Below are 5,640 nucleotides of genomic sequence, written 5' to 3' on the forward strand. Positions count from 1 at the left end.
GGCGGCGGCGGCCGTGGACGCGGCGATCGCGTCGCCGTCCGCCAGGTCGCTCGCCGGTGTCGTCACCCGGACGATGTGCGGCTCGCCCGCACGGTGCGGCCAGGTCGCCGTCGCGTGCACGACCGCGATCGCCGCCGCGGCGCCCGGAGCCGCGTAGACGGCGTGACCGCGCGGGCGGGCGTCGAGGGCGGGGGCATCGAGGACGAGCGTCACGACGTCGACGTCCTCCGGCGAGAGGACGGCGCCGTCGAGGCCGGGAAGGTGGGGCGCGAGCAGTCGCCGAGCGGGCCCCTCGGGGGCCGCGACGATGACCGCGTCGACGTCGAGCGTCCGCTCCTCGTCCTCCGCCGTCCACGTCACGGTCCAGCCGTCGTCGGTACGCCGCAGCCCGGTGGCCGCGGTTCCGGTGCGGACGTCGACCTCGAGGTCGGCGAGGCGTTCCGCGACCGCGTCGACGAAGACCGACATACCGCCCTCGATCGTGGCGCGCGAGGATCCGGCGTCGCCGTCGGGCAGCTGCTGCGCGACGGCGCCCGAGAGCGAACCGGTGCGCGTGAGCGCGGCGTTGAGGCCGCGGGCTGCCCGGTCGACGTCGACCTCCTCGGGAGGGACGCCGTGGATGCCGAAGGTCAGCGGCGCGACCATCCGCTCGAGGACCCGCGGACCCATCCGGCTCTCGACGAGGGCCCCGAGGCTGCGCTGGGCGCCGATCGTCAGCGGCGGCCGCAGCCGGTCGACATAGGCCCGCCAGGTCCCCGACCATCCGATGATCCGGCGCACGCGGGCGTCGAAGGGGTTGGCCGGGATGCCGAGGATCGACGCATCCGGCAGCGGTGCGACCCCGTGAGGGCCGGCGACCCAGGTCTCGGCCTCGCGCGCCGACACGACCGCGTCCCGGAGGCCGAGGTCGTCGAGAAGCTCCTGCAGGGCACCCGGAGCGACGCGGAAGCCGTCGGCGGCGACATCGACCCGCCGTCCGTCGAGCTCGGCGGACGCGACGATGCCGCCGAGTCGCTCCCCCGCCTCGAACAGGGTCACCCGGATGCCGAGCTTGGCGCACTCGAGCGCTGCGACGAGCCCGGCGACACCGCCTCCGACGACGGCGACGCGCGCACGTCGCGCCTGCGAGATGAGATCGGGGGCGGCCGCGGCATCCATGGTGTCCATCCTCCCCCACCCCGCGCGAGCCGAGAGTGGGAACATGGACGCATGGCCCTCCACATCACCGGCGACGAGGCCGCCGACGCGCTCCTCACCGACGAACCACTCGCCCTCCTGATCGGCATGCTGCTCGACCAGCAGATCGCGATGGAGACGGCCTTCGCCGGGCCGCTGAAGATCCGCGATCGCACGGGCGGGCTCGACGCCGCCGGCATCGCCGCCACCGACCCCGAGGAGTTCGCCGCCGCGTTCGGTCAGACCCCGGCCGTGCACCGCTTCCCCGGTTCGATGGCCGGTCGCGTGCAGGCGCTGTGCCAGGCACTCGTCGACGAGTGGGGCGGGGATGCCGCCGCGCTGTGGACCGAGGGCGACCCGGACGGCGCGACCGTGCTGAAGCGACTCAAGGCGCTGCCGGGTTTCGGTGACCAGAAGGCGCGGATCTTCCTCGCGCTCCTCGGCAAGCAGTACGGCTTCACGGGAACCGGCTGGCGCGAGGCCGCCGGCGCCTACGGGGAGGAGGGCTCGTTCCGCTCCGTCGCCGACATCGTCTCGCCGGAGTCGCTCGCGAAGGTCCGCGAGCACAAGCGCGCCGCCAAAGCCGCCGCCAAAGCCGCGAAGGGCTGACCCGTGGAGCGCACGGGGCGGGACGTCGGCGAGTTCGTCGCGCAGGTCACGCCCGCGACGCGCCGTTCGGATGCCGAGACCCTCGTCGCGCTGCTGCGGGAGCTCACCGGGCGCGAGCCGCAGATGTGGACCGGGTCGATCATCGGCTTCGGCGCCTGCCGTTACCGTTACGCCACCGGCACCACGGGCGAGATGCCGCTGCTCGGCTTCTCGCCCCGCAAGGCCGCCACGACGATCTACCTCGACCGGGCGGACGCGCACGTCGACGCGCTGGCCGGACTGGGGCCGCACACGGTCGGCGCGAGCTGCCTGTACGTGAAGGACCTCGCCGCAGTCGACATGGATGTGCTCCGCGGCATCCTGTCTGAATCTCTGCGGCGATATGTCGAGGACGACCTCCCCGGCGCGACGATCACCGTCCTCGGCTGAACGGTCCGGGGGATCAGGCGCCGCGGAGGCGCGGAGCGAGGTAGGCGTGCAGCTCGGTCAGGGCCACGCGCTCCTGCGCCATCGAGTCGCGGTCGCGGATGGTCACGGCGTCGTCGTCGAGCGAGTCGAAGTCGACCGTGACGCAGAACGGCGTGCCGATCTCGTCCTGGCGGCGGTAGCGGCGGCCGATCGCGCCGGCGTCGTCGAAGTCGACGTTCCAGCCGTTCGCGCGCAGGTCGTCGGCGACCTTGCGAGCCAGTGGCGACAGGCGCTCGTTGCGGCTGAGCGGCAGCACCGCCACCTTGACGGGCGCGAGGCGCGGGTCGAGGCCGAGCACCGTACGGGTGTCGGTGCCGCCCTTCGCGTTCGGTACCTCCTCCTCGCGGTACGCGTCGACGAGGAACGCCATCATGGCGCGGGTCAGACCGAACGACGGCTCGATGACGTACGGGACGTAGGTCTCGCCGGATGCCTGATCGAAGTAGGTGAGCTTCTGCCCGGAGGCCTCGATGTGGCTCGACAGGTCGTAGTCGGTGCGGTTGGCGACACCCATCAGCTCGCCCCATTCCTTGCCCGCGAACCCGAAGCGGTACTCGACGTCGATCGTGCCGGCGGAGTAGTGCGCGCGGTCCTCCTCGGGCACGTCGAACTGACGCATGTTCTCGGGGTCGATGCCGAGGTCGATGAACCAGTTCCAGCAGGCCTGCACCCAGTGGTCGAACCACTCGCCCGCCTCGGCCGGCGGCGCGAAGAACTCGATCTCCATCTGCTCGAACTCGCGCGTGCGGAAGATGAAGTTGCCGGGGGTGATCTCGTTGCGGAACGCCTTGCCGACCTGGCCGATACCGAACGGCGGCTTCTTGCGGCTCGCGGTGAGGACGTTCGAGAAGTTCACGAAGATGCCCTGCGCCGTCTCGGGACGAAGGAAGTAGAGGCCGCTCTCGTCGTCGACGACGCCGAGGTAGGTCTTCACGAGACCCGAGAACGACTTCGGCTCGGTGTACTGGCCCTTCGTGCCGCAGTTCGGACAGGGCACGTCGCCGAGACCGTTCTCGGCCGTGCGTCCCTTGCGCGCCTCGAAGTCCTCGATGAGCGTGTCCTCGCGGAACCGCTTGTGGCACTGGAGGCACTCCACGAGCGGGTCGGTGAAGGTCGCGACGTGACCCGACGCCTCCCAGACGCGCTTGGGGAGGATGATCGACGAGTCGAGCCCGACCATGTCACCGCGACCGCGGACGAAGGTCTGCCACCACTGCTGCCGGATGTTCTCCTTCAGCTCCGTGCCGAGGGGACCGTAGTCCCACGCCGACCGCGACCCGCCGTAGATCTCGCCCGCCTGGAAGACGAACCCGCGGTGACGGGCGAGGGCGATGACTTTGTCGAGACGGGACTGCTCGGCCACGGTGGCTCCAATGGTCGTCGTGAAGAGGGTGCGCGAGGGCGCGGACGCCGCGACACGCGGCATCCCTCAGTCTATCCGGGCCCGTTCCGGCGCTCGACGAGGGTCAGGAGACGAAGCGGATGCTGAGGGGCGGCGTGTACCACTGCCCCTGGCTCGCCTTCACAGCCGCGACGATCTCGATCACGAGGGCGTAGACGCCCACCGCGAGCAGCAGCAGGAAACCGATTCCGATGAACGACAGCGGGATGCACACGAACGCGGCGATCAGCACCGTGAGCTGGAAGTTCAGGGCGGCGGCGCTGTGGGCGCGGATGAACGGCCCCCGGTCGCGCAGCACGAGGTAGACGACGAGCGCGCCCACGAACGAGAGGAAGATGCCGCTCAGGTGGGTCAGTGTCGCCCAGAGCTTTTCGTCCTCGGGACGCAGCGGCGGAGCGGGCGGGTACGGCTGCGCGGGCGGCGGGGGCGGCGGCATCGTCATGGCGTCAGCGTAGGGGCAGGGGCGGGATGCCGCGAACCTCATCACGCGGCTGGAGTAACCGATACGTTCGACGTGGGCACGTTCGCCGTGCCGCACGAAGGACATCGAGACTCACGGGGGAACTCACACATGGATGCACTCATCGCGGGAGGCGCGTTTGTGGTCGGCGGCATCATCGTCGTCGCCGTCATCGTCTTCATCATCATCTTCATGGTGGCGCTGCGGGCCTGGTACAAGGTCGCGAAGGCCGACCAGGCGCTCGTCATCGTCGGTCGCAATCAGAAGAGCGCCTCGGGGGACTCCTCGCGCATCTCCGTCATCACCGGCGGCGGCGCCCTGGTCAACCCACTCACGCAGCGCGCCGAGATGATCTCGCTGCGCGCGCGCCAGATCAAGATGGAGCCGACGGCACAGGCATCCAACGGCGTCACCGTCAACGTCAGCGGTGTCGCACTCGTCAAGATCGGCTCCGACCCCGAGTTCGTCCGTCGCGCCGCGGAGCGGTTCCTCTCGCAGGACGGCGCGATCGAGCAGTTCACCACCGAGCAGCTCGAGGGTGCGCTGCGCGGCGTGGTCGCAACCCTGACCGTCGAGCAGCTCATGAAGGACCGGCAGAAGCTGTCGGACCAGATCGCCGAGGGCATCAAGAGCGACCTGCTCGCGCAGGGCCTCATCCTCGACTCGTTCCAGATCCAGGGCGTCACCGACAAGAACGGCTACATCGACGCCCTCGGCGCCACCGAGGTCGAGCGCGTGCGCCGCGAGGCCGAGGTCGCCCGCATCAACGCGGCCCGCGAGGTCAAGGCGCGCCAGATCGCCACCGACGAGGCGAACCTCATCGAGCAGACCGCGTACGACCGCAACACCGCCCAGGCCTCCGCTGAGGTCGGTCGCGCCCGCGCCGAAGCCGAGCAGGCCGAGGCCCTCGCCCGCGCCGAGCGCGAGCAGGCGGTCCTCCTGCAGCAGGCCGAGAACCGGCAGGCCCAGCTCGACGCCGACGTCAAGAAGGTCGCCGACGCGTCGCTCTACGAGCGCCAGCGCTCGGCGGACGCCGACGCGTACACGCAGGTCAAGGCCGCCGAGGCCCGCGCGCAGATCGCGGCCCAGGAAGCCGAGGCGACGCGCCTTCGCGCCCAGGCCGAGGCCGACGCGATCCGGCTCGAGGGTGAGGCCCGCGCCGAGGCGATCAAGGCCGAAGCCGCGGCCATCGCGCAGAACCAGGAGGCGCTGCTCGCACAGCGAGCGATCGAGGCCCTCGTGCCGCTCATGACCGAGTTCGCCCGCGGCTTCGACAAGGTCGGGTCGATCACGGTCCTCGGCGGCGAGGGCGCGTCGAGCCACATCGCCGGCGAGAGCGCCTCGAGCATGCGCGCCACGTTCGACGCCGTTCAGGCGGCGACGGGCATCGACCTGCGCGGCATCATCCAGGGCCAGGCCACCGGCCGCGGCATCGCCCAGGGGCTGCAGCAGGAGCAGGACGCGCAGGCTTCCGCCCCGCTGCGCCGCCGTGCGTCGGCGGAGCCCGCGGCGCCGGTCGCCGAGT

At 71.3% G+C, this 5,640-nt stretch carries 6 protein-coding genes; 3 read left to right on the plus strand and 3 right to left on the minus strand.

Annotated features, from left to right (window positions below; genetic code table 11):
• A partial coding sequence (locus tag NH287_RS14545; RefSeq protein WP_253036187.1) for an NAD(P)/FAD-dependent oxidoreductase occupies nucleotides 1-1,158 on the minus strand: 1,158 nt, incomplete at its 3' end.
• A 51-nt stretch (nucleotides 1,159-1,209) separates the two neighbouring features.
• On the opposite strand from NH287_RS14545, the gene NH287_RS14550 reads away from it, so the two are divergent.
• Together NH287_RS14550 and NH287_RS14555 are read left to right on the plus strand one after the other, a co-directional pair.
• The gene (locus NH287_RS14550; RefSeq protein ID WP_253036188.1) at nucleotides 1,210-1,785 is read left to right on the plus strand and encodes an HhH-GPD-type base excision DNA repair protein; all 576 of its coding nucleotides are present in this window, start codon (nucleotides 1,210-1,212) and stop codon (nucleotides 1,783-1,785) included.
• Nucleotides 1,786-1,788: 3 nt separating this feature from the next.
• Entirely contained in the window at nucleotides 1,789-2,214 is a 426-nt protein-coding gene (locus tag NH287_RS14555; protein ID WP_253036189.1) for a DUF1801 domain-containing protein, read from the plus strand.
• 13 nt (nucleotides 2,215-2,227) lie between these two features.
• Here NH287_RS14555 and NH287_RS14560 read toward each other — a convergent pair whose 3' ends face one another.
• Both NH287_RS14560 and NH287_RS14565 read right to left on the minus strand, forming a co-directional pair.
• Nucleotides 2,228-3,616: a glycine--tRNA ligase gene (locus tag NH287_RS14560; RefSeq protein ID WP_253036191.1), complete on the minus strand. Its 1,389-nt coding sequence runs from the start codon at nucleotides 3,614-3,616 to the stop codon at nucleotides 2,228-2,230.
• 103 nt (nucleotides 3,617-3,719) lie between these two features.
• The gene (locus NH287_RS14565; protein ID WP_217532428.1) at nucleotides 3,720-4,097 is read right to left on the minus strand and encodes a DUF4870 domain-containing protein; all 378 of its coding nucleotides are present in this window, start codon (nucleotides 4,095-4,097) and stop codon (nucleotides 3,720-3,722) included.
• 129 nt (nucleotides 4,098-4,226) lie between these two features.
• Between NH287_RS14565 and NH287_RS14570 the strand changes: the two genes are divergently transcribed.
• The coding region (locus NH287_RS14570) for a flotillin family protein (RefSeq protein WP_253036190.1) at nucleotides 4,227-5,640 on the plus strand (1,414 nt) is incomplete at its 3' end.

It is taken from the genome of Microbacterium sp. CnD16-F, assembly GCF_024124465.1.
GTDB lineage: Bacteria > Actinomycetota > Actinomycetes > Actinomycetales > Microbacteriaceae > Microbacterium > Microbacterium gawkjiense.

Excerpts from the sequence above, each read along its gene's own strand:
- NH287_RS14550 (WP_253036188.1), top strand. The coding sequence starts at position 1,210 with ATGGCCCTCCACATCACCGGCGACGAGGCCGCCGACGCGCTCCTCACC.
- NH287_RS14565 (WP_217532428.1), bottom strand. The coding sequence starts at position 4,097 with ATGACGATGCCGCCGCCCCCGCCGCCCGCGCAGCCGTACCCGCCCGCT.